The organism is Muricoccus radiodurans (genome assembly GCF_050154705.1).
GTDB lineage: Bacteria > Pseudomonadota > Alphaproteobacteria > Acetobacterales > Acetobacteraceae > Roseomonas > Roseomonas radiodurans.
The window spans coordinates 2,252,474-2,274,198 of record NZ_CP189561.1; the positions used below are offsets into that span (position 1 = coordinate 2,252,474).

The following is a 21,725-nucleotide window of genomic DNA, read 5'->3' on the forward strand; positions in this document are numbered from 1 at the left end:
TCCCATCTCGATCGCCCTCAGCCGGGACGACCGTTCACCCCGTCCAGGCCGTAGAAGCGGAGCAGTTCCTTCACCCGCTCGCGCGGCGGCTTCGCCTGGAAGTAGCCCTTTCGGGAAGGACCGACACCGGTCGTCCGACGCAGTCCGACCATCATCTCGGCGGCCTTGATCGTGGCGGCCACCGCGTCCAGCACGGGCACCCCGTCCACCTCGTTCACGCCGCCCTTGGCCAGCAGAAGGCAGAGCGGCGCCTCTCCCGGGATAATGACGTCGGCACCGCGGGCAATCAGCGCGCGCGCATCGGCGCGGAAGCGCTCGATCAGCGCGGCGGGCTCGCCGGCGTAGGCGGCCAGGACGTCGTTGAAGCCGAAGCTGACGGGATGCGCGCCGACGAAGCGGGAGGACAGGCCCATCCGGTCCACGTTGCGCTCCACCGTCGCGAGCATGCCCTGGATGAAGAGCAGGACGCCGACCTTCTGGCCGAGCATGCTGGCCGCCAGCATCGCGCTCTCGCCGTAGCCCACCACCGGGATGTCCACGAGGCTGCGGATCTCCTGCAGGGATGGCTCCGGCAGCGTGGTGAGCGCGAAGGCGTCGAAGCCCTGCTCCTCCGCGGCCAGGGCGCCGAGGACGAATTGCTGGCTGTGGAGCGTCTGGAGATAGGCGAACTGGATGTCGTTGCCAGGATACTCGGTCTGATATGTGCGGGGATGCATGCCGTGCATCACCACCTCCGTGCCCGGCGCGGCGACATGGGCGAGGTGCGCCTTCATGGCGGCCGCATAGGGCGGCAGGTTTTCCAGCACGGTGAAGCTGTGATGCCAGATGCGCATGATCTCTCCCGAAATCGCGGCCAGCGCCGTCCTTAGAATTTCATCGCGGGGTCGAATGGCAGCCCGCTCACGCGTTCGACCGCCGCCGCGCGGCATCGGCCCCGGCCAGCCGCCCGAAAACCAGCCCTTTCAGGACGGAGGTCGCGCCGGTGTAGTTGCCCCAGTACATTCCGACGGTCTCGCCCGCAGCGTAGAGGCCGGGGATCGGCCGGTCGGACGCGTCCAGCACGCGCGCCGTGCTGTCCACCTTCACGCCACCGAAGGTGAACACATTGGAAGAGACGATCGGATAGGCGTGGAAAGGCGCCTCGGTCAGCGGCGTTGCCCAGTTCGACTTGGGCGGATGCAGGCCCTTCGTCGCGAGCCCGTCCAGCTCCAGCGGCTTCCAGGCGCCTTCTGTGCAAGCGGCGTTGTAGGCATCGACGGTCGCCTCGAGCGCCGTCGCACTCAGGCCAATGGCGCCGGCGAGCTCGGCGATGGTTTCGCCGACGATGGGCGGCTTGTCCGTTCGGATGCCCAGGCGGTAGTTCGGGATGCGCCGGTGCCGCGCGTCCAATACAACCCATGCGACGCCCTCCGGCTGCTCGAAGATCCGCCGCGTCACGCGCTCGTACCAGGCGTCCACCGTTCCCGGCGCCTCGTCGCAGAAGCGCTGGCCGTCCCGGTTCACGAGGATGCCATAGGGAAAGATGAAGACCGAGGGTTCCGCGACGCCGGAGCGCGGGTCCACCGGCTCCGCGTGGTAGCTGCCGAAGTCGCCGCTCGCCGCCGCGCCGATGTCCAGCGCCATGCGGATGCCCTCACCGCGATTGTAGTTCGCGCCTTTGCAGACCGGGCGGAGATAGACCGATCGGGGACCGAGATAGCGCGTCAGCATCTCGCCATTGCCCTCGAAGCCACCGGCGGCGAGCACGACGGGGCCGTGGAAGCGGCGGAGCCCCTCCTCCGTTCGCGCGACAATGCCCGTGACCCGGCCCAAATCGTCCTGCAGCAGGCGCTCGCCGGTCGTCTCGTAGTGGAAGGTCACGCCAAGTGTTTCCGCGCGCGTCGCGAGCGCCTCGACCAGGGCGGCGCCGCCGCCAACGGGCAGCAAGCGTGGCTGCGACTTCGTCAGGAACTGCGTCGGCAGAAAGTCGAATCGAACGCCGAGACGGGTCAGCCAAGCGATGGAGGGTCCGGCCTCATCGGCGAAGGTGCCGACCACCTCGGGATCGAGGAGGGCGACACCTCGGGCGTGACCGGCACGGCCCGTGGGACCGCGGGCCACCTCCCCCGCCAGGTCGGGATCGAGATAGGGAGGGGCGCCGTTCTCCGCGAGCATCGCCTCGAAGTCGTCCGTGACCTCGGTGTGGCTCTTCATCCGGAGATAGGCCTCGGTGTAGCGGGACTGGCCGCCACGGTCCTCGCGCGGGGCCCGCTCCAGCACGGCGACACGGGCACCGTCCTCCGCGGCCGCCACGGCGGCGGAGAGGCCGGCCACGCCGCAGCCCACCACGACAAGATCGTAGGACGGATTCTCCTCGGTCACGGACATGGTGCCTGCTTCGTTCCTCCCGTAGGAGGTCCATTCAGCCCCAGTTCGGCGCGCGTCGCCAGACCGGCCCTGCACCTGCTCCCAACGAGGAGCGGGCGAGGTGCCGATGATCCGCCTCCTCTCCGGTCGTCGTCACGGTCGCGGCTGCATCGTGCCGAGGAACGCCAGCAGGCCTTCATCCATCCGCGCGACTCGGTGCCTGGCAGCGGGCGCGATGGATGAACGAGCGATATGGCCGGTGCTGCTTTATGCCAGTGATGTCGTGGTCCCACGACGCAGAGTGCCGGAGGTCTCCATCAACCACCTCTCCAGCGCCGCATCACGGACGTGGCCAGCATGGCGACGGCGACCGGACGTGCCGCCGAGCCGTATCGGTCAGCCAGGCGGCCGCGCCGGCAAGGCACCGTCCAGCAGTGCCGCCGCGGAACGCTCCAGCGACTGCGCAGCCGCCTCATTTCCCAATGAAGGAGCGACGGTGTAGGCCCCCTCGATCAGGAGGTGCAGCGCGTCGCCCAGGGCCTCCGGGGCTGCCGCCCCGGCCTCGGCGCACAGGCCGCGCAGCTTGTCGCGCGTGGCCTGCTTCGCCGCATCCGCCAGTTGCCGCACAGGGTGACTGGGGTCAGGAAACTCCACCACAGCCAGCCCCACGGGGCAGCCGCGGAAGCCCGGCGTTCTCAGCATCGCGACCGCCGCCCGGATGAAGGCCATGGGTCGATCCCGCGGCGGTACCCCGGGATCGACGGAGCAGGCAAAGTCCTCGTCCATCGCGCATTGGGAGTCCCGGAGGATCGCTTCCACCAGCGCGTCCTTCGAGGGGTAAGCCCGGTAGAGGCTCATCTTCGTCGCGCCGGCAGCGCGGCAGACCTCCTCCACGCCGGTCGCGTGAATGCCCTGGCGATAGAACAGGTTCTTCGCCGCCTCCCGCACCCGCTCGGCCGCCGTGCGCCGGTCCTGAGCCCCTCCCGCCTCCGTGTCGCTCACGCCTCACCGCCCTTCAGCGGGTCCTTCCGGACCCTCTTGCAATGTGACTGACCGGTTCGTATCCCTAAAGGCAGGATACGAACCGGTCGGTATCATTCGACCTTGGAGATAGGCGATGCCCTCCCCTTTCCGCAAGTCTTTGGTGGCCGCCGCGCTGGCCCTGGGGGTTCACACGGCCCCCGCCCTGGCCCAACAGGCCGCTGCCCCGCCGGCGGTCACCGTCGCCCAGCCCCTCCGCCGCAACATTGTCGAGTGGGACGAGCACGTGGCCCGGCTGGAGCCCTCGGCCCGGATCGACCTGCGGGCGCGGGTCTCGGGTCAAGTGGAGCGCGTCCATTTCCGTGACGGCCAGGTGGTCCGGCCGGGCGACCTGCTCTTCACCCTCGACCGTCGTCCGTTCGAGGTCGCGGTGGAAGTGGCCCGCGCCGAGGTCGCCCGCGCCCAGGCCCGGCTGGACCTCGCCCAGCAGGAGGTGGAGCGGACCCTGCCGCTGATCGCCAGCCGCATCGCCCCGCAGGCCCAGCTCGACGCCCGCCGCGGCGCCCAGCGGGAGGCCGCGGCCCAGCTTCTGGCGGCGCGCGCGCAGCTGCGCAACGCGGAGCTGGAGCTGGAGTGGACGGAGGTTCGCGCCCCGATCGGCGGTCGGGTTTCGGACCGCCGGGTGGATGCCGGGAACCTCGTGCAGCAGGGCGCCACCTTGCTGACCACCATCCTTCGGCTCGATCCGATCTACGCCACCTTCGACACGAGCGAGGCCGACTACCTTCGCCTGGCGCGGCTGGCGCGGAGCGGCACCCGCGGCTCGGACCGGGAAGAGGGGCACCCCGTCCGCCTGCGCCTCGCGGATGAGGAGAGCTGGGATCGGCAGGGGCGGATGGACTTCCTCGACGTGGCGCTCGACCCGCGTACAGGGACCGTCCGTGCCCGGGCCGTGCTGCCCAATCCCGAGCTGTTCCTGACGCCGGGCGTCTTCGCCCGCATCCGGCTCTGGACCGGCGAGGCGGACAGCCTGCTGGTGCCCGACGCCGCCATCGCGGCCGATCAGGCGACCCGCATGGTGCTGACGGTCGCGCCCGACGGGCTGGTCGTGCCGAAGCCCGTCGGGCTCGGTCCCGTGGTGGACGGCCTGCGCGTCATCCGCAGCGGCCTGTCGCCGGAGGACCGGGTGGTCATCGCCGGCCTGCAGCGCGCCCGGCCCGGAGGCCGCGTGACGGCGGAGTTGGGGCGCATCGGCCCCGCCGCCGTGGCGCAGCTGTCCGAACCGCGCTGACGCGCCCGCTCGAGGAACCCGCGCGATGCGCCTCTCCCGCTTCTTTATCGAGCGACCGGTCTTCGCGGCCGTGATCTCGATCGCCATCACCCTCATCGGCGCCATCGCCGGGCTACGCCTGCCGATCGGCGAGTATCCGGACATCGCGCCGCCCACGGTGACGATCACCGCGACGTATCCCGGCGCCTCCGCCGGGGTGGTGGCGGAGACCGTCGCCACGCCGATCGAGCAGGAAATCAACGGCGTGGACGGGATGCTCTACGTCGGATCCCAGTCCACCGGCGATGGGCGGGTCAGCATCAACGTCGTGTTCCGCCAGGGCACGAACGTGGATGACGCGCAGGTGCTGGTGCAGAACCGCGTGGCCATCGCCGAACCGCGCTTGCCGGAGGAGGTCCGGCGCCTCGGCGTGGTGGTGCGCAAGGCATCCCCCGACCTGCTGATGGTCGTGCACATGTACTCGCCGGACGGGTCGCGCGACCCGCAATACGTTTCCAACTACGCGACGCTGAACGTGCGGGACCGGCTGGCGCGGCTGGAGGGCGTGGGCGACGTGCAGGTGTTCGGCGCGCGCGACTACGCCATGCGCGTCTGGCTCGACCCCGCCCGGATCGCCGCCCGGAGCCTGACGGCGGGCGAGGTGGTGGACGCGCTGCGACGCGCCAACCTGCAGGTCGCGGCCGGCGGGCTGAACCAGCCGCCTTCCGGCGCCGGCGGCGGCGCCTTCGAGCTGAACGTGCAGGCCCTCGGCCGGCTGTCCACGCCGGAGCAGTTCGAAGAGGTCGTGGTGGCAACCGGTCCCGGCGGCGCGCCGGTCCGCCTGCGCGACGTGGCCCGGGTGGAGCTGGGCAGCCAGGACTACACCGTGAACGCCTATCTCGATAACCGAACGGCGACCGCGATGGCGATCACGCAGCGGCCGGGATCGAACGCGCTGCGGCTGGCATCGGATGCGCGCGCGGTCATGGCGGAGGTCCAGAAGTCGTTCCCGCCCGGCCTGTCCTACGACATCGTCTACGACACGACGCTGTTCATCCAGCAATCCATGGACGCGGTCATCCACACCTTCGCGGAGGCAGTGCTGCTGGTGGTGGTGGTCGTGATCCTCTTCCTGCAATCCTGGCGCGCGGCGATCATCCCTCTGCTGGCGATCCCGGTGTCGATCATCGGCACCTTTGCCATCATGGCCGCGCTGGGCATGACGCTGAACACCCTGTCCATGTTCGGCCTGATCCTGGCAATCGGCATCGTGGTGGACGACGCGATCGTGGTGGTCGAGAACGTGGAGCGCCACCTGGCGGAGGGCATGGCCGCACCCGAGGCGGCCAAGCGGACGATGGACGAGGTGGGCATGGCGCTGGTGGCGATCGCGCTCGTGCTCTGCGCGGTCTTCATCCCCACCGCCTTTATCTCCGGCATTGCCGGGGCCTTCTATGGCCAGTTCGCGGTCACCATCGCGGTGGCAACGCTGCTCTCGGCCATCGTGTCCCTGACGCTGTCGCCGGCGCTGGCGGCGCTGTTGCTGCGGCCGCACTCGCATGAGGCGCCGCGAGGCTGGCGGGCGGTGCTGACCGCGCCGGCCCGGGTCTTCTTCCGTGGCTTCAACGGCGTGTTCGATTGGCTGTCCCGGGGCTATGGCGGGCTGACGCGGCGGGCGGTGCGGCTCTCCGCCATTCTGCTCATCCTCTTCGGCGGCCTCCTCGCCTTCACGGGGCAAACGATCCGGACGACGCCGACGGGCCTCATCCCGCCGCTCGACCGGGGTTATCTGATCGCGGCCTTCCAGCTGCCGCCGGGCGCCGCGCTGTCCCGCACCGACGCGGTGATCCGCCGCGCCACGGAGACGGTTCTGGCAGTCCCCGGCGTGGCCCACGCCGTGGCCTTCACCGGCTTCGACGGGGCAACCTTCACCAACGCGCCGAATGCCGGCGTCGTCTTCGTCGTCCTCAGCTCCTTCGAGGAGCGCGAGCGGCTCGGCGTGAACTACGCCTCCATCATCGCGGGGGTGCAGGCCCGGCTGGCGGAGGAGCGGGAGGCCCTAGCGCTGGTCATCCCCCCGCCCTCCGTGCCCGGTATCGGCACGGGAGGCGGCTTCAAGCTCTACATCCAGGACCGTGCGGGGCGTGGCCCGCGGGAGCTGGAGCGGGTGACGAACGAGATCCTGGCTGCAACGCGGACGGCGCCGCAGGTCGGCTTCGCCTTCTCCCTGTTCAACACGGCCACCCCGACCCTGCGGGCCGAGGTGGACCGCAGCAAGGCGGAGATGCTGGGCGTTCCCCTGGCGCGCGTCTCGGAGGCCCTATCGATCTATCTCGGCTCGGCCTTCGTGAACGACTTCAACATCCTTGGCCGCACCTACCGCGTCACGGCCCAGGCCGAGGAGGCGCAGCGCCAGACGCCGCGCGACGTGGCCTTGCTGCGCACCCGGAACCTGGGAGGCGACATGGTCCCGATCGGCGCGCTGGCCAGCTTCCGCGATGACAGCGGCCCCTACCGTGTGCCGCGCTACAACCTCTTCCCCGCCGCGGAGCTCCAGGGCACGCCATCTCCTGGAACCTCGACCGGACAGGCCATCGCCGCCATGCAGGCGATCCTGACGGAGCGCCTGCCCGAGGGGTTCTCCTACGAGTGGACGGAACTGGCGCTCCAGGAGACGACGCAGGGGAACACCGCGCCGATCGCCTTCGGACTGGCCGTGGTGTTCGTCTTCCTGCTCCTCGCGGCCCTGTACGAATCCTGGCTGCTGCCCGTCGCGGTCGTGCTGATCGCGCCCATGTCGGTGCTGGCGGCCCTGCAGGGGGTGGTTTGGCGCGGGCTGGACAACAACGTGCTCGTCCAGGTCGGACTCGTGGTGCTGATCGGCCTGGCCGCGAAGAACGCCATTCTCATCGTCGAGTTCGCGCGCGCGGCCGAGCAGGAGGGCATGACCCGGTGGGAGGCGGCCGAGGCCGCGGCCCGAACCCGGCTGCGGCCGATCCTGATGACCTCTCTCGCCTTCGTCCTGGGCGTCTTGCCATTAGCGATGGCGACCGGCGCGGGTGCGGAGATCCGCCAGAGCCTGGGCACCGCCGTCTTCGCGGGCATGCTCGGGGTGACGATCTTCGGCCTCGTCTTCACGCCCGTGTTCTACGTCGTGGTCCGGGCCATGAACGGGCGGTCTCGCCGGAGCATGCCGGCCTCCGATGCCTCTTCACCGCTGGCCCAGGGACACCACGGGACCTGAGCCGGATGCGTCTCTCAGCGCGACCTCGGTCCGGGGCAATCCGCGGGCCGAGGCCGTGCGAAGGATAGCCAGCCTGCGTCCACGGGCACAGGCTTCGCAACGGCACGGGCCAATAGCCGGAACGACTTCGTCTCGCGATCTGCCTCCCTCCGCCTTCTGTTCGACAGCGACGGGGTTCCGAGCAGCCTGCCGGCATTCCGGGCGAGACGCTTACGCCGGCACACGAACCGGTGCTTTCCGTCGGGCCTTCGGTGAAGGAGATGCACGACCCGCTCGCCGGAACGGCAGCGCGCGTCGATTGTATCGAGGTCCCGGCGTGACCCGGAAACCGGCAGCGGCCGGTTTCTCAGCCGAGGCTGGATGAAAGGGCGCCGTGGCCTCTGGACATGCCTCGTGCCGATGCGGTCCGCTGGTCCCTTGACCTCGATCTGCGAGCGCTGACCATGACCGGCTTTCCCCTGACCGAGCGTGCCCTGGCCATTGCCGCGCGCGTCGAGGCCTTCGTGCGCGAGGTCGTCATCCCCTATGAGGGCGACCCGCGGCGCGGGTCTCACGGTCCGTCAGACGATCTGGTCCGCGAGTTGCGCGAGAAGGCCCGTGCCGCGGGCGTGCTGACCCCGCATATCCTTCCCGACGGGACGCATCTCACGCAGGTGGAGACCGCGACGGTCCTGCGGAAGTCGGGCCTTTCGCCGCTCGGCCCGGTGGCCGTGAACACGATGGCGCCGGATGAGGGGAACATGTTCCTGCTCGGGAAGATCGGGACGCCGGAGCAGAAAGCCCGCTACCTCGCGCCGCTGGTCGCCGGGGCCCGTTCCGCCTTTTTCATGACCGAGCCGGCGGCGGAGGGTGGTGCCGGCTCTGATCCCTCGATGTTGCGGACGACGGCGACCCGGACGAATGCGGGCTGGGTGATCAACGGCCGGAAGGCCTTCATCACCGGTGCCCAGGGTGCGTCCGTCGGCATCGTCATGGCGCGGAGCACGCCTCCGGGCGAGAAGGTGGCGGCAACGATGTTCCTGGTGGAGCTGCCCCACCCCGCGATCCGGATCGAGCGCGTGCTGGACACGATCGACGGGTCCATGCCCGGTGGGCACGCCGTCGTGGCGATCGAGGACTTGCGGGTGGATGACACTGCGGTGCTCGGCGCCGCGGATGAGGGGTTCCGCTACGCGCAGATCCGACTTGCCCCGGCCCGACTATCGCACTGCATGCGATGGCATGGCGCGGCGACGCGGGCACAGGAGGTCGCGACGGCCTACGCCGTGCGGCGGCAGGCCTTTGGCAAGCTCCTGATCGACCATGAGGGGGTCGGCTTCATGCTGGCGGAGAACGAGATCGACCTGCAACAGGCGGCACTGATGACCGACTGGTGCGGGGCGGCACTCGACGCGGGCCTGCCCGGCACGCGGGAGAGCTCGATGGCGAAGGTGGCCGTGTCCGAGGCGCTGTACCGGGTCGCCGACCGCTGCGTGCAGGTGATGGGCGGCACCGGCGTGACCGGCGACACAGTGGTGGAGGGGGTGTTCCGGGATCTCCGCGCCTTCCGCATCTATGACGGCCCGACGGAGGTCCACAAATGGTCCCTGGCGAAGGGCATCAAGCGTGCGGCGCTCGCGGAGGCGGCTTCGTGATCGCGGACGGCCTCGATACCGCGCGGCTGGAAGACTGGCTGCGGGACCATGTGCCGGGCTTTGCCGGCCCGCTGCGGGCAGAGCGTTTCAAGGGCGGCCAGTCCAACCCGACGTATCGCCTGACCACCCCCACGCGCTCCTACGTCCTGCGCCGCAAGCCGCCGGGCGTGCTGCTGAAGGGCGCGCACGCGGTGGAGCGGGAGGCGCGCGTGATGGGCGCGCTGGGCGGGACCGGCTTCCCCGTACCCCGCATCCATGCGCTTTGCGAGGACTCTGCTGTCGTTGGCAGCCCCTTCTTCGTGATGGACATGGTGGAGGGCCGCATTTTCTGGGATGCGGGCCTGCCGGACATCGCTCCGTCAGAGCGGTCAGCGTATTTCGACGCGATGAACGCGACTCTGGCGGCGCTGCACGGGATCGACCCCGGCGCGGTCGGCCTCGGCGATTACGGACGGCCCGGCCAGTATGTCGCACGGCAGGTGGCGCGCTGGTCGAAGCAGTACCGGGACGATGAGGCCGCCGGCCGCAACGGGGACATGGACCGCCTGGCCGATTGGCTGCCGGGGCGCATCCCATCGGACGAGACGACGGCGATCGTCCACGGGGACTTCAGGCTGGACAACATGATCTTTCACCCGACCGAGCCGCGCGTTCTCGCTGTGCTGGACTGGGAGCTGTCCACCCTGGGGCATCCGCTGGCCGACTTCGCCTACCACGCCATGATGTTCCGTATGCCCCGGCACATCCTCGGCGGGATCGGCGGGCTGGATCTCGCCGCGACGGGGCTGCCGGACGAGGCATCCTATGTCGCGGCCTATTGCCGCCGCACGGGACGGGCCGGCATCCCGGACCTCGACATCTACATCGCCTTCAACATGTTCCGCTTCGCGGCGATCCTGCACGGCATCCGCGGCCGCATCGCGCGCGGCACAGCGGCGAGCCCGGATGCAGCCGCCCTCGCCTCCCGCCTGGAGGAGGTGGCGGCGCTGGGCTGGCGGCAGGCGCAGGTGGCCGACGCGAAGAGGGGGTAGGCCGGGTCTACAGTGACGCGATGGAGTGGCCACCATCCACGACGAGCGTCGCGCCCGTCATGTGCGCGCCCGCCTCCGAGGCGAGGAGCAGCAGCGGCACCGTCAGATCCTCCAGCTCGCCCAGGCGGCGCTGGGGGATGCGGCGCACCATCGCCTGTCCTGCGTCGGAGGCGAAGAATTCGGCATTGATCTCCGTCGCGATGTATCCTGGCGCCAGGGCGTTCACGCGGATCCCGTGCCGGGCCAGCTCCACCGCCATCTGGCGCGTGAGCTGGATCAGCCCCGCCTTGGACGCGGTGTAGCCGGCGACGCCGGGGATGATTCGTTCGCCCAGGATGGACGCGACATGGATGACCGCTCCGCCGCGGCCCGCGGCGACGAGCCGCCGCGCGCCCTCCTGCGCCACGAGGAAGGGGCCGCGGAGGTTCACCCCGAGAACGCCGTCCCAGTCCTCGACGGCTTGCTGAAGCAGCGGCTTTGTCACGGCGATCCCGGCGGCGTTGACGATGATCTCGGCCGGGCCGCCCAGGCCCGCCTCCGCCGCCTCGAAACCCGCGCGGACCGAGGCGGGGTCGGTCAGGTCCATGGCAACCGCTGCGGCGCCCTCCCCCAGCGACTCCGCGATTAGGCCGATCCGGTCCGCGCGCCGCGCCGCCAGCGCTACCCGCGCCCCCGCCCGGTGCAGCACGCGCGCGAAGTGCTCCCCGAGCGCGCCCGAAGCCCCCGCAACGAGCGCGCGCCGGCCCGACAGGTCGAAGAGCGGGCCGTAGGCCGTCACGACACGCGCGCCCGGTCGCGCAGGAGGTTCTTCTGCACCTTGCCGGTGGAGGTGCGTGGCAGCGGGCCGAAGAGGACGCCGCGCGGGACCTTGTAGCGGGCCATGTTCGCGCGGCACCAGGCGATCAGGTCCTCCGCCGTTGCCGCGCCCTCCTCCCGCAATGCCACGAAGGCGAGCGGTGTCTCGCCCCAAGTCTCGTCGGGGTGCGCCACGACGGCGGCCTCCAGCACCGCAGGATGACGGTGCAGGATGTCCTCGACCTCCAGGGAGGAGATGTTCTCGCCGCCGGAGATGATGATGTCCTTCGAGCGGTCCTTCACCTCGATGGTGCCGTCCGGGTGGCGAACGCCGAGATCGCCGGTGTGGAACCAGCCTCCGGTAAAAACCGCCTCGGTCGCAGCGGGGTTGCGGAGATAGCCGCGCATCACGGTGTTTCCTCGCAACATGATCTCGCCGAGGCTCGTCCCGTCCCGAGGGAGCTCCCGCAGGGTGACGGGATCGGCGACCATGGCCTCCTCGACATGCACCGGCGGCACGCCCTGACGGGCCATGAGACGCGCGCGCTCCGCGAGATCCAGCGCCTCCCACCCATCCTGTGCCGGGCAGAACAGGGAGGGCCCGTGCGTCTCCGTGAGACCGTAGAGATGGGTCACGCGGAAGCCTGCCGCCTCCACGGCTTCGATGATCGCGCTTGGTGGCGCCGCGCCGCCCGTCGCGATCTCGACGGGATGGGGCGTGCGGTGGCCATCTGCCTGCGCCGCCCGGGCGAGCATGCCCAGAACGACCGGCGCGCCGCAGAGATGGGTCACGCCGTGCTCGGCGATCGCCTGGAAGATCGCGGCAGGATCGACCTTCCGAAGGCAGACATGGGTGGCTCCGACGGCCGTCACCGCCCAGGGAAAGCTCCAGCCGTTGCAGTGGAACATCGGCAGCGTCCAGAGATAGGCGGCACGAGGGGACAGACCGAAGGTCAACGCATTGCCGAGCGCTGACAGGTACGACCCCCGATGCCCGTAGAGCACCCCCTTCGGGTCCCCGACCGTCCCGGAGGTGTAGTTCAGGGCGATCGGGTCATGCTCGTCGGCCGGCAGGTGCCATGGGAACGCCGGATCGGCCGCCGCGAGCCACGCCTCATACGCCGTGTCGGCCAGGCGCGGGAGATCCGCTGCGCTGGGATCCACAACTTCGACGATGGGCGGCGCAGCATCGAGGCGCGACAGGGCATCGCGGACCACCTCTCCCCATTCCCGGTCGGCGATCAGCAGCCGAGCCTCGCCGTGGCGCAGGATGGAGGCGAGTCCCGCCGCGTCCACGCGCGTGTTGATCGTGTTCAGGACGCATCCCGCGGCCGGGATGCCGTAATGCGCCTCCAGCATCTCTGGCCCGTTCGGCAGCAGCACCGCGACCGTGTCACCCGCGCCGAGCCCTTGCCGCGCGAGGGCGGAGGCGAGGCGGCGGCAGCGACTGAAGAAATCGGCGTAGGTTCGGCGCATCGGGCCGTGGATCACCGCGACCTTGCCGGGATAGGTTTCCGCCGCGTGCCGCAGAAAGGTGAGCGGCGAGAGCGACACGTGGTTCGCGCTGCCCGTCATGTCTGTCATCGGCCGTTCCCCCAAGCGCGGGCTAGCCTTGCCGGATGCCCCCGTGGCGGATCGCGTCCGCCCAGAGGGCACCTCCTTGGCCATGTTGGCCGTGAGGCTCGGCGGATTCAGGTCGCCTGTCGAGATGCCCTGGGCGCGGAGCCTCGCTTGAGGCAGCGAGAACAGGCCGGCGGCCAGATGCGGACGCTATGGGAAGGGGTGGACCACATCTTGACGCAGATCGCGGACCGCGTCTGATGATGCCCGATCTGACAGGCCATCGACGAGGGTCAGCGTGAGCCGCATGGGCATGAGTCACACTGCCCCCGACGTCCTGCCAAGCCCGGCCAAGCAGTCCTGGTGGCTCGAGGACGCGCTGCGTCAGGAGGACGTGGTGGGGGATGCTCCGCCGCTATCCGGGCCGCTGGAGGCGGATGTCGCCATCATCGGCGGCGGCTATACTGGTCTCTGGACCGCACTCGCGTTGAGGCAGCGCGATCCTCGCCGCCGCGTGGCCCTGATCGAGGCGACCATCTGCGGCGGCGCGGCCAGCGGCAAGAACGGCGCGAAGGTGCACGGCTACTGGACGGCGCTCCCTGGCGTCGCGGCAACGCTCGGGGATGACGGCGCGCTCGCCATCGCCCGGGCTGGAGATCGAGCGCAGGACGCGTTGCGTCAGTTCGCCGCCCGCTGCGACCGCGACCTGTGGTGGAGGGAAGGCGGCTCGATCAAGGTAGCCGCATCACCCGCGCAGGACGCGAAGATCGCCGCCTACCTGTCCACGGCCAGGCGACTGGGCGTTCCAGATTCCGTGGCCGAGCTTTCGGCGCCCGAGATGCAAGCCCGCATTCGCTCGCCCGTCTTCCGCCGGGCCCTGTACTTCACCGAGGGAGCGACACTGCATCCCGGCCGGCTGGTCCGTGCGCTGCGGGACGAGGTCATCCGCCAGGGCGTTCAGGTGTTTGAGAACACCCCGATGACGGGCCTGGACGCGGCGGCGCCGAACCGCGTCCGCACACCGCAAGGCGAGATCCTGGCCCGCCACGTCGTGCTGGCGACCAATACGGCGCTGGGCGCTCATCCGGCGCTGAAGCGGCACCTCTCCGTCTTCTCCAGCTACGCGCTGATGACGGAAGCTTCCCCGAACCGGGTTACCGACATCTGGCCGGGCGACGAGGGCGCCTCCGACTTGCGGATGTTCGTTCACTACTTCCGCAAGACGCCTGACGGCCGTGTGCTCATGGGGTCGGGATCCGGACCGATCGGATTTGCCGGTCACGACGGAAGCGCGGCGATGCGGTTTGACCGAGGTGCCTCCGGCCGTGCCGTGGCCGGATTGCGGCGGCTGCTGCCGGAGTTGGCCTCCGTCCCGGTGGCCAGTGTCTGGGGCGGGCCGATCGACATCGCCGCGGATCGGCTGCCCTTCTTCGGTACGCTGCCGGGCACGACGATTCACTACGGATGCGGCTACTCCGGTCATGGGGTGAACCCGACCCATATCGGTGGCCAGTGCCTGGCCTCCCTCGTCCTGGGGCTGAAGGACGAATGGACCAGCCTTCCCTTCTGCACGCGGACCGTCCCCAGCCTTCCGCCTGAACCGTTCCGCTATATCGGCGGCAATGCCATTCGCTGGGGAATCATGTCCAGCGAGGCCGCCGAGGAACGAGGTGAGCAGCCAGGCATGGCCGCTCGTGCCATGGCGGCCGTCCCGCGTGTCTTCGGTCTCCGGATCGGCGTGCGCTGATGCCCTGAGGCGGACCGCCAGCAACACAGGCCCTAGGTTGGCAAGGCGGCGGTGGGCTGAAAGCGCTGCCGAAACGGCCTTGAGAGAACGGAGGGAGCCAGGTTCCGAGTGATGAAAACAATCTGGCTGCGACGGGGCCCATCCGGCCACGCCAGGAGTTCATCCGCCGGATAGAATACGTGCTGGACGCCGTTGATGATGACCGGGCGATCCCGTCCAGCGATGTCCAGGATACCCTTGGTTCGCAGAACCATTGGCCCATGCGCGGACAGCACCTCGCCGAGCCAGCTGGAGAAATCCTCCCAGGACAGTGGCGCATCGGCCCGAAGGCAGACCGTTCGAACCTCCGCGTCGTGGTGCCCCTCGCCCGCGCCCCCGCTCAGCTCGATCCAGCGCAACAGCTCGCCGTTCCGGCGTGCCGGATCGAAGGCGCCCGTGACAAAGAGGTCCCCTGCCCCGACGTCCCCAGCCGCCAGGATGGCAGCGCCCGGATTGATCGCGCGCAATCGGCCTCTCAGCGCCGCGACATCCCTCCCTTGCAGATCCAGCTTCGTGAGCACCAGTCGGTCCGCGATGACGGCCTGCTTCATCGCTTCCGGATGATCTTCGAGCTGTGCGAGGCCATGACACGCGTCGACCGTTGTCACCAAAGCGTCCAGCCGGAACCGCTCCAGGAGCAGCGGATCGGTGATGAGCGTGTGGATGACGGGCACCGGATCAGCCAGCCCCGTCGTCTCGATCACCACCCGGCTGAACGGTGGCACCTCGCCGCGCAACCGCTGAATCGCCAGCAATCGCAGTGCGTCCACCAGATCGCTGCGAACGGCGCAGCAGAGGCAACCGGAGGCGAGCAGGACGACGTTCTCCTGCAGCTCCTGAACCATCAGATGGTCGATACCCACTTCGCCGAACTCGTTCACCAGCACCGCGCAATTGCCCATCGCCGGATCGCGCAGCAGCCGGTTCAGCAGCGTCGTCTTGCCGCTGCCGAGGAAGCCGGTGATGACCGAGATCGGGATCGGCTCCGCGCCGGACATCCATGCGAACGCGCTGTCCGACATCGGATCAGGCCGCCAGCGTGTTCTTGACGAAGCGGCCGCCCTGCAGGATCGCCGCCATGTGCGTTCCCTGCCCCGTCAGCACGGAAATGTCGGACAGCGGATCGCCATCCACCACCAGCAGGTCGGCATGGGCACCCTCCGCCACCACACCGATCTTTCCCTCCATCCGGACCACCTCGGCCCCGATCAGCGTCGCGCCGCGGATGTTGTCGGCGGGCGGCAGCACCTCTGCCCGGATCAGGAACTCGTCGCCCATCAGATGGGGCGTCCGCGACATATCCGTGCCGAAGGAGGCCTTGACCCCGGCGCGGCGGGCGATGGCCAGGCCGCGCGTGCCGACGGCCAGGACCTCTCGCGCCTTCTCCTCCGTGCCGACCGGATAACCGAGCGCAACCGCCTGCTCCGCGAGGACGCGGTAGCAGACGAGGTTCGGGGAGAGATAGACACCCGCCTCCACCATCATCCGCGCCGTGTCCTCGTCCAGGAAGTTGCCGTGCTCGATCGTCCGCACGCCGGCCTCGATGCACCGGCGGATTCCCTCGGCGGTGTAGACATGGGCCATGACGTAGGTCCGGGCGCGCCGCGCCTCATCCACGGCCGCGGCCAGCTCCTCGTCCGAGTATTGCAGGTTATCGATCGGATCGGATTGGGAGGAGACGCCCCCCCCGGCCATGATCTTGATCTGGTCGGCGCCGAGCCGGATCTCGTCGCGGACTGCCTTGCGGACCTCCGGCACGCCGTCTGCAAGGCGCCCGATGCCGGCGGTCAGGTGGACGCAGGCGCAGGGCTCCCGCGTATCGGCCGGGGAGCGCGGGTCGCCGTGGCCGCCGGTCTGGCTGATGGCGCGGCCGGCAACGAAGAGGCGCGGGCCCGTGAAGTAGCCGAGTTCAACCGCCTTCTTGTGCCCGAAGTCGGCGCCGCCAGCGTCTCGTACCGTGGTGAAGCCGCTCATCAGCATGCCGCGCAGCGTCTGCCCGGCCAGCGCGGTGATCAGGGATGGCAGCATCACCGGCGCGGGCGGCAGAAGGGTCCGGTAGAGGTGGACGTGGCAGTCGATCAGCCCCGGCATCAGGGTGCGGCCGCCGAGGTCGATGACCTCGGCCCCGGCAGCGTCGATCCGTCCGCGCTCGAGACGGCGGATCATCCCGTCCTCGATGAGGCACTGATAACCGGACTTCAGGGCCCCGGCCGCGACATCGAGCAGCGCGAAGTTCGTCAGCAGCACGGCTCAATAATCCTCTACCGGGACATGGGCAGCCTGGACCACCTCCTGCCAGCGGGCCATGTCGCGGCGCCAGAAAGCATCGAAGGCCGCGGGCCCCTCCCCCACCGGCGTCGCGCCGATGGCGCGGAGGCGGGCGCTGCCCTCGGGAGAGAGAGCCGCCTCGGTAAAGGCGCGGGAAAGCTGCTCCACGGTGGCCGGTGACATGCCGGCGGGTCCGAAGGGGCCGACCCAGCTCGTCACCACGAAGTCGGGCAGGCCCGCCTCGGCGGTGGTGGGCACATCGGGGAGTTCCGGCAGCCGCGCCGCGGTCGTGACGGCCAGGGCACGGATACTGCCCTGGGTGACGAGGCCCACGATGGCGGGCAGCGCGTCGAAGCTGATCTGGACCTCGCCCGCCATGAGCGCCGTGGAGACGCCGGTGCTGCCGCGGTAGGGCACATGGATCACATCGATGCCGGTGCGCAGGCGCAGCAGCTCGCCGGTCAGGTGAAGCGAGGTGCCGACGCCGCTGGACCCGAAGTTCAGCTGCCCGGGCCGCGCCTTCGCCAGCGCGATGAACTCCTGCAGCGTGCGGACCGGCAGCGAGGGGCTGACCATCATCACCACCGGGAACTCGGCGATGCGAGCGATGGCGGTGAAGTCGCGCTCCATGTTGAAGGGCAGGCGGCGCTTGATCGCCGGCGTGACGCCATGCGAGCCGGCCCCGCCCATCACCAGTGTGTGCCCGTCCGGTGCGGCGCGGGCCACGATCTCACTGCCCACGACGCCGCCACCGCCGGGACGGCTCTCGAAGACCAGCGTGGTCCCGAGACGGGCGCCGACCTGGTCGGCGATGGCGCGGGCCGGAGTCTCCAGCGCGCTGCCCGGACCATAGCCGACGATGACGCGGATCGGCCGCCCCGGCACGACCTGCGCGAGAGCGGGCAAGGTCCCGCCGGCCAGCAGCAGGAGTGCCGCGAGAAGACGGATCATGCGAGGTCCTCCTGCGAGGACGAGAGCGTGACGCCCGCGATTCCGGACTGTCAAGGCAGCGCAGCCGAGCGCGGGTAAGCCGTCAGTGACTCATCTGAATCCGTTCATCGTGCCTGACGCGATGCAGCTCCGTGAGCGCGAGGGCGAGGACGTCGCTACCTGACCGGTGACCTGCCCGTCCATTCCGCGGTGCTGAGTTCGGCAACGACGATCCCGGCTTCATCTGCGGCGGCCTAGGGTAGGTAAATCTGCCCGTCATCCCCGAACATCGCCGGCGACGTGGGGTGGCGACTGCCGGCCAGCCACAGGGCCACCATAGGCCTTCCGATCAAGCGCGCTTGCGTATCGGTGCCCTGGACCCCTTCGCCGCGCCGGTGGAGCCGTCTTTGCCTGATTTCGGTGACTTGGATCGTGTCGCCGGTCGCGGGGTTCCCTTCTTGGCCGGAGCCCGCTTTCCCTCGTCGGTCGTCTGGCCAAGGCTCCGCTTCAGCGCGGCCATCAGGTCGATCACATTATCCCGGCGCTCCTCCGGCTCGGGCTCAGGAGCTTCCTCTTCGCCGCGCAGCTTCGCGTCGATGACCTCCCGAAGCCGCACCTCGTAGCGGTCCTCCATGTCGCCGGGGTCGTACTTCCCCGTCTGGCGGTCGACCAGCTGGGTCGCGAGCCGCACCATCTCCTGATCGGGCTTGCCGCCCGGAACCTCGGCGAAGAGTTCCTTCGGGTCCTCCAGGTCGCGCTCCTCGTGCAAGGTGTGCAGCACCAGGCCGCGGTCCATGGGAAGGATGGCGACCGCTCGCTCCCGGCGTGCCAGGACGAGGCGCGACAGGGCCATGCGGCCCGCCTTCGCGATCGCGTCGCGCAGCACGACGTAGACGTCCTGTCCGGCCTTGCCGTCGGGCACGAGGTAGTAGCTTCCGTCGAAGTAGATCGGATCGACGGTGTCGGCCGCGACGAACTTGTCGACCGTCAGCACGTCGGAGGTGTCGATCTTCGCGCGCTCGAAATCCGCGTCGTCGAGAAGGACGTAGGTGTCCTTCTTGAACTCGTACCCCTTGACGAGATCGCCGCGCTCGACCGGCTTGTCCGTGCCCGCGTCGAGCGTGACCATGCGGATGCGGTTCTGGGTCTTCGGGTTGATCAGGTGGAAGTGCAGGTCGCCCGAGGTCTTGTGGGCCGTGTAGAGCGCCACGGGACAGGACACGAGCGCGAGGCGCAGATGTCCCCGCCAGATCGGGTGCTTCTGGGCCATCAGGGTTGCTCCTCTGGCAGGGTCTGATCGAGGGCGTCGTAGCCCCCCCAAGGGTCGGATTTCAGCCGCTTGAGACGGGCCGGGACGGTCGAGATGGTGAAGGCCTGCGGATCGAGCTTGGCCGTGACCTCGCGCCAGGACAGGGGTGTGGCCACCGTGGCCCCGGGCCTGGCGCGCGGAGAGAAGCTGGCAATGGCCGTGGCACCCGGGCCGTTCCGCAGCCAATCCACGAGGATGCGGCCCCGCCGCTTCGCCTTGGGGACGGTGGAGACGTAGCGATCCGGCATCTCCGCCTCCATGCCGGCGGCGAAGTGCCGGCAGAAGGCCCGCACCGCGTCCCATCCGGCGACCCGGCGGATCGGGGCCACGACATGCAGGCCCTTGCCGCCGGTGGTGCGGCAGAAGCTCTCCAACCCCGCCTTCTTGAGCCTTGCGCGGACCTCCTTCGCGGCAGCCACCACGTCCGCGAAGGGCACGCCCTCGCCGGGATCGAGGTCGAGGACGATGTGGTCGGGATGGGCCGTGTCGCTCTCCGGCGCTCCCCAGGCGTGCAACTCGATGGCCGAGATCTGGGCGCAGGCCAGCAGGCCCTCCTCCCCATCGATCGCGAGATAGGGTCCCTCTTCCGCCTCTCCCTGGCGTAAGGCGGCCGGCATGCCCTTGTTGCCGTGCTTCTGGAAGAAGCGCTCGCCCTCAATGCCCTCCGGGCAGCGCAGGAGCGCGAGAGGCCGGGCCGCGATGCCAGGCAGGGCCTGTGCCGCGACAACCTGCCAGTAGTCGGCGAGGTCGCGCTTCGTGAGCCCGGGCCAGATCTCCCGCTCGGCATGGGTGATCTGAAGGGAGCCGACGCGCTGGCTCCCGCGCTTCGGAGCAGGTGCGTGCACGATGGTCGCCCTCACCGGACCGCGTGGCTGGAACGCCTCACGTTCGACCTCGGGGGAAGGAACGTCGCGCACGACCTCCTCCGCGCCCTTGTCCTGACGCAAGCCGAGATAGGTGGCGTGGCGGATCCGGCCGAAGCCGGTCCAGCCGATGAACTGGACCTCGGCCACGAGCTCCGGTCGGACCCAGTGGATGGCGGCGTCGGGCACCTCGCCGGCGAAGAGAAGGGTGTCCGGCGGCGTGCTCGGCATCCCACCCAGGCGGCGGCTGAGGCTGCGAAGTTCGGACTCTGTGAAGCCGGTCCCGACGCCGCCCACGTAGTGAAGCCGCCTTTGCTCGTCGTGGAAGCCGAGGTGGAGCGAGCCGAGGCCCTTGCGGCTGCCGGCCGGCGGCGTCCAGCCGAGGACCACGAACTCCTCCCGCCCCTGGCACTTCACCTTCAGCCAGTCGCGGGTGCGGGTCGCACGATAGGGTGCGTCCGCCAGCTTGCAGATGATGCCCTCCAGCCCCAGCGCGCAGGCCTGGCGCCTGACGCGAGCGCTCTCTCCTTCCAGGTGGTCACTGTAGCGAAGCGCTCGCGACCAGTCCGAGAGAGGCTTCAGCGCGGCCTTGCGGTCCACGAGGCGGCAGCCGCGCAGGTCCCAGCCATCCAGGTGCAGGAGGTCGAACAGGTAGAGAAAAAGATTGCGACGATCGCCCCCATTGGCGAGTGCCGCCTGCAGGGCCGCGAAGGAGGAGAGTCCATCCTCCCGAAGCGCGACCAGCTCTCCATCGGCCAGCAAGGTCCTGGGCTTCAGCGCACCCACCGCACGCGCCACGTCCGGGAGCTTGCCCGTCCAGTCTTGGCCGTTGCGGGTAATCAGACGGACCTCCCGGCCGTCCTTCCAGACCAGCAGGCGGTAGCCATCGAACTTCACCTCGCTGACCCAGCCATCCCCTTCGGGCGGTTCATCGGCCAGGGTGGCGAGCTCGGGCTTCTGGCTCTCCGGGAGAGGAGCGGGCACGGCACCGGCCACGGGAGCATCCCCGGCCGGGACGGGTTCCGCAGCCGTGCCGGCGGTTGCGCCGGATCGCGCCCCCGGCTTCGCGGCCGGCGCTGCGGCGGTCCGTTTCCGGGCCTGCGCCTTTCCTTCGGCTGTCGCCGGCCGTCCAGGGCCGGGCGCGGCCTCCAACTGCTCCGCGTCCGCACCGGCGCGCTCTTCCGCGTCATGCTCCTTGATCAGCAACCAGTTCTCGGCCGGGTCGCGGCCGCGCGGCCGCAGGCGCACGAGCACGAACGCGCCCCGGAGCCGCGCACCGGACAGGCGGAATTTCAGTTCGCCCCGCTCGATCGCCTCCGCCGGATCGCCTTCCGGCGTCCACTGCCCGGCATCCCAGATCTCGACCGTCCCGGCGCCGTAGTTGCCCTCGGGGATGGTGCCCTGGAAGGAGGCATAGTCGAGCGGGTGATCCTCCACCCGTACGGCCAGGCGCTTGTCAGAGGGATCCAGCGAGGGCCCCTTCGGGACGGCCCAGCTCCACAGCACGCCGCCATGCTCCAGCCGGAAGTCCCAATGCAGCCGCCTGGCGTCGTGCTTCTGCACCACGAAGGTCAGCGCGGCGGCACGTGACGAAGCCTCGCTGCGAGGGGAAGGCTCGCTCGTCCGGGAGAAGTTGCGCTTGGCCCGGTAGGTCCGGATCGAGGTGTCGCGCGCGACGGCAGACCGGGATGGCATGGCGCTGAGGGAA

General features: G+C 69.9%; 15 protein-coding genes. 5 read left to right on the plus strand and 10 right to left on the minus strand.

Annotated elements, in window-relative coordinates; genetic code table 11:
- Positions 1 to 17: 17 nt before the first annotated feature.
- The 3 genes from ACP6CK_RS11120 to ACP6CK_RS11130 all read right to left on the minus strand — a co-directional run bounded on the left by ACP6CK_RS11120 (position 18) and on the right by ACP6CK_RS11130 (position 3,348).
- Positions 18 to 833 (minus strand): aspartate/glutamate racemase family protein, encoded by an 816-nt coding sequence (locus ACP6CK_RS11120; RefSeq protein WP_426958954.1) that lies wholly within the window; start codon positions 831 to 833, stop codon positions 18 to 20.
- 67 nt (positions 834 to 900) lie between these two features.
- Positions 901 to 2,367: an FAD-dependent oxidoreductase gene (locus ACP6CK_RS11125; RefSeq protein ID WP_426958956.1), complete on the minus strand. Its 1,467-nt coding sequence runs from the start codon at positions 2,365 to 2,367 to the stop codon at positions 901 to 903.
- A 375-nt stretch (positions 2,368 to 2,742) separates the two neighbouring features.
- Positions 2,743 to 3,348, minus strand: coding sequence for a TetR/AcrR family transcriptional regulator (locus tag ACP6CK_RS11130; protein ID WP_426958957.1), 606 nt, complete (start codon positions 3,346 to 3,348; stop codon positions 2,743 to 2,745).
- A 115-nt stretch (positions 3,349 to 3,463) separates the two neighbouring features.
- Between ACP6CK_RS11130 and ACP6CK_RS11135 the strand changes: the two genes are divergently transcribed.
- The 4 genes from ACP6CK_RS11135 (at position 3,464) to ACP6CK_RS11150 (ending at position 10,506) form a co-directional block, all read left to right on the plus strand.
- Positions 3,464 to 4,618 (plus strand): efflux RND transporter periplasmic adaptor subunit, encoded by a 1,155-nt coding sequence (locus ACP6CK_RS11135; protein ID WP_426958959.1) that lies wholly within the window; start codon positions 3,464 to 3,466, stop codon positions 4,616 to 4,618.
- Positions 4,619 to 4,643: 25 nt separating this feature from the next.
- A complete protein-coding gene (locus ACP6CK_RS11140) occupies positions 4,644 to 7,841 on the plus strand; it encodes an efflux RND transporter permease subunit (RefSeq protein WP_426958960.1) in 3,198 nt (1,065 codons plus the stop codon).
- A 443-nt stretch (positions 7,842 to 8,284) separates the two neighbouring features.
- Entirely contained in the window at positions 8,285 to 9,475 is a 1,191-nt protein-coding gene (locus tag ACP6CK_RS11145; RefSeq protein WP_426958961.1) for an acyl-CoA dehydrogenase family protein, read from the plus strand.
- Positions 9,472 to 10,506: a phosphotransferase family protein gene (locus ACP6CK_RS11150; RefSeq protein ID WP_426958962.1), complete on the plus strand. Its 1,035-nt coding sequence runs from the start codon at positions 9,472 to 9,474 to the stop codon at positions 10,504 to 10,506. The genes ACP6CK_RS11145 and ACP6CK_RS11150 overlap by 4 nt, the downstream gene beginning before the upstream one ends.
- Positions 10,507 to 10,513: 7 nt before the next feature.
- Here the strand turns inward: ACP6CK_RS11150 and ACP6CK_RS11155 are convergent, their stop codons facing one another.
- Entirely contained in the window at positions 10,514 to 11,284 is a 771-nt protein-coding gene (locus ACP6CK_RS11155) for an SDR family NAD(P)-dependent oxidoreductase (protein WP_426958963.1), read from the minus strand.
- Positions 11,281 to 12,885 (minus strand): AMP-binding protein, encoded by a 1,605-nt coding sequence (locus ACP6CK_RS11160; RefSeq protein ID WP_426958964.1) that lies wholly within the window; start codon positions 12,883 to 12,885, stop codon positions 11,281 to 11,283. Before ACP6CK_RS11160 ends, ACP6CK_RS11155 begins: the two co-directional genes overlap by 4 nt.
- Positions 12,886 to 13,174: 289 nt before the next feature.
- On the opposite strand from ACP6CK_RS11160, the gene ACP6CK_RS11165 reads away from it, so the two are divergent.
- On the plus strand, positions 13,175 to 14,608 hold the full coding sequence (locus ACP6CK_RS11165) for an NAD(P)/FAD-dependent oxidoreductase (protein ID WP_426958965.1): 1,434 nt from the start codon (positions 13,175 to 13,177) through the stop codon (positions 14,606 to 14,608).
- A 32-nt stretch (positions 14,609 to 14,640) separates the two neighbouring features.
- On the opposite strand, the gene ACP6CK_RS11170 is transcribed toward ACP6CK_RS11165, so the two are convergent.
- The 5 genes from ACP6CK_RS11170 to ligD form a co-directional block, all read right to left on the minus strand.
- A complete protein-coding gene (locus tag ACP6CK_RS11170; RefSeq protein WP_426958967.1) occupies positions 14,641 to 15,669 on the minus strand; it encodes a CobW family GTP-binding protein in 1,029 nt (342 codons plus the stop codon).
- A 4-nt stretch (positions 15,670 to 15,673) separates the two neighbouring features.
- Positions 15,674 to 16,894 (minus strand): amidohydrolase family protein, encoded by a 1,221-nt coding sequence (locus tag ACP6CK_RS11175; RefSeq protein ID WP_426958968.1) that lies wholly within the window; start codon positions 16,892 to 16,894, stop codon positions 15,674 to 15,676.
- A gap of 3 nt (positions 16,895 to 16,897) precedes the next feature.
- Positions 16,898 to 17,866, minus strand: coding sequence for a Bug family tripartite tricarboxylate transporter substrate binding protein (locus tag ACP6CK_RS11180; protein ID WP_426958969.1), 969 nt, complete (start codon positions 17,864 to 17,866; stop codon positions 16,898 to 16,900).
- Positions 17,867 to 18,194: 328 nt separating this feature from the next.
- Positions 18,195 to 19,115 carry a Ku protein gene (locus tag ACP6CK_RS11185; protein ID WP_426958971.1) on the minus strand — a complete coding sequence of 307 codons (921 nt, stop codon included), beginning with the start codon at positions 19,113 to 19,115 and terminating at the stop codon, positions 18,195 to 18,197.
- Entirely contained in the window at positions 19,115 to 21,712 is a 2,598-nt protein-coding gene (gene ligD, locus ACP6CK_RS11190) for a DNA ligase D (protein ID WP_426958972.1), read from the minus strand. The genes ACP6CK_RS11185 and ligD overlap by 1 nt, the downstream gene beginning before the upstream one ends.
- Positions 21,713 to 21,725: the final 13 nt, after the last annotated feature.

Bases quoted from the DNA above. Each gene is read 5' to 3' on its own strand.
- ligD (WP_426958972.1), bottom strand. From the start codon at position 21,712: ATGCCATCCCGGTCTGCCGTCGCGCGCGACACCTCGATCCGGACCTAC.
- ACP6CK_RS11140 (WP_426958960.1), top strand. From the start codon at position 4,644: ATGCGCCTCTCCCGCTTCTTTATCGAGCGACCGGTCTTCGCGGCCGTG.
- ACP6CK_RS11145 (WP_426958961.1), top strand. From the start codon at position 8,285: ATGACCGGCTTTCCCCTGACCGAGCGTGCCCTGGCCATTGCCGCGCGC.
- ACP6CK_RS11125 (WP_426958956.1), bottom strand. From the start codon at position 2,367: ATGTCCGTGACCGAGGAGAATCCGTCCTACGATCTTGTCGTGGTGGGC.
- ACP6CK_RS11180 (WP_426958969.1), bottom strand. From the start codon at position 17,866: ATGATCCGTCTTCTCGCGGCACTCCTGCTGCTGGCCGGCGGGACCTTG.
- ACP6CK_RS11135 (WP_426958959.1), top strand. From the start codon at position 3,464: ATGCCCTCCCCTTTCCGCAAGTCTTTGGTGGCCGCCGCGCTGGCCCTG.
- ACP6CK_RS11165 (WP_426958965.1), top strand. From the start codon at position 13,175: ATGAGTCACACTGCCCCCGACGTCCTGCCAAGCCCGGCCAAGCAGTCC.
- ACP6CK_RS11185 (WP_426958971.1), bottom strand. From the start codon at position 19,115: ATGGCCCAGAAGCACCCGATCTGGCGGGGACATCTGCGCCTCGCGCTC.
- ACP6CK_RS11120 (WP_426958954.1), bottom strand. From the start codon at position 833: ATGCGCATCTGGCATCACAGCTTCACCGTGCTGGAAAACCTGCCGCCC.
- ACP6CK_RS11160 (WP_426958964.1), bottom strand. From the start codon at position 12,885: ATGACAGACATGACGGGCAGCGCGAACCACGTGTCGCTCTCGCCGCTC.
- ACP6CK_RS11170 (WP_426958967.1), bottom strand. From the start codon at position 15,669: ATGTCGGACAGCGCGTTCGCATGGATGTCCGGCGCGGAGCCGATCCCG.